2 protein-coding genes are annotated in these 1,006 nt (G+C 66.3%); both read left to right on the top strand.

Annotation, left to right across the window (positions count from 1 at the left end):
* Positions 1 to 70 precede the first annotated feature (70 nt).
* The gene (locus A5766_RS20315) at positions 71 to 379 is read left to right on the top strand and encodes a transposase (RefSeq protein ID WP_005180812.1); all 309 of its coding nucleotides are present in this window, start codon (positions 71 to 73) and stop codon (positions 377 to 379) included.
* A partial coding sequence (locus tag A5766_RS20310) for an IS3 family transposase (protein ID WP_064906165.1) occupies positions 376 to 1,006 on the top strand: 631 nt, incomplete at its 3' end. The genes A5766_RS20315 and A5766_RS20310, both read left to right, overlap by 4 nt.

Here is a 1,006-nt window from a genome sequence, read left to right as displayed (position 1 = left end):
GGGGCTGGTGCACGAGTAGGTGACATCTGATCTGGCTTGCCCTGCCGGGCGGCCTGGAAGGATGCCAGCTGTGCCCAAGCCCTATCCCCAGGAGTTCCGCGACGACGTTGTCCGCGTCGCCCAGAACCGTGAAGACGGTGTGACTCTCGAACAGATCGCTGCCGACTTCGGTATCCACCCGATGACCCTGAACAAGTGGATCCGCAAGGCCGACGTGGAGGCCGGGATCAAGCCCGGCACCACGTCGGCCGAATCGCGTGAGCTGCGCGAGGCCAAGCGGCGTGTGCGCCTGCTTGAACAGGAGAACGAGGTCTTACGCCGGGCGGCGGCGTACCTGTCCCAAGCGAATCTGCCGGGAAAAGGTGGTACCCGCTCGTGAGTGAGCTGGCCGCTGACGGCATCCCCGTCGCGGTGGCGTGTCGGGTACTCAAGATCGCTCGCCAGCCCTACTACCGGTGGCGCAAGAACCCGATCACCGACGCCGAGCTCGCCGAGGCGTACCGGGCCAACGCCCTGTTCGACGCCCACCGCGAAGACCCGGAGTTCGGCTACCGCTACCTCGCCGACGAGGCCGAAGCCGCAGGCGAGAAGATGTGCCGGCGGACGGCGTGGCGGATCTGCTCCGCCGGCGGCTGGACCAGCACCATCAGCAAGAGAGGCCGCGGCAAGCACCGCAAGGCCGGCCCGCCTGTACACGACGATCTCGTCAAGAGAGACTTCACCGCGCCCGGCCCCAACGAGCTGTGGCTGACCGACATCACCGAGCACTGGACGGCCGAGGGCAAGCTGTACCTGTGCGCGATCAAGGACGTCTACTCGGGCCGGATCGTCGGGTACTCGATCGACTCGAGAATGAAGTCCCGCCTGGCCGTGGCCGCCCTGAACAGCGCTGTCGCCAGGCGAGGGGACGTGGTCGGCTGCGTTCTGCACAGCGATAGAGGGTCTCAATTTCGTTCGAAGAAGATGCAGAAGGCCATCACCCGGCACGGCATGCTCGGGTCGATGG

This window comes from Gordonia sp. 852002-51296_SCH5728562-b, assembly GCF_001665475.1.
Classification (GTDB): domain Bacteria; phylum Actinomycetota; class Actinomycetes; order Mycobacteriales; family Mycobacteriaceae; genus Gordonia; species Gordonia sputi.
Note: the sequence above shows the minus strand (reverse complement) of the source record. Positions and strands in the feature narration are given on the sequence as shown.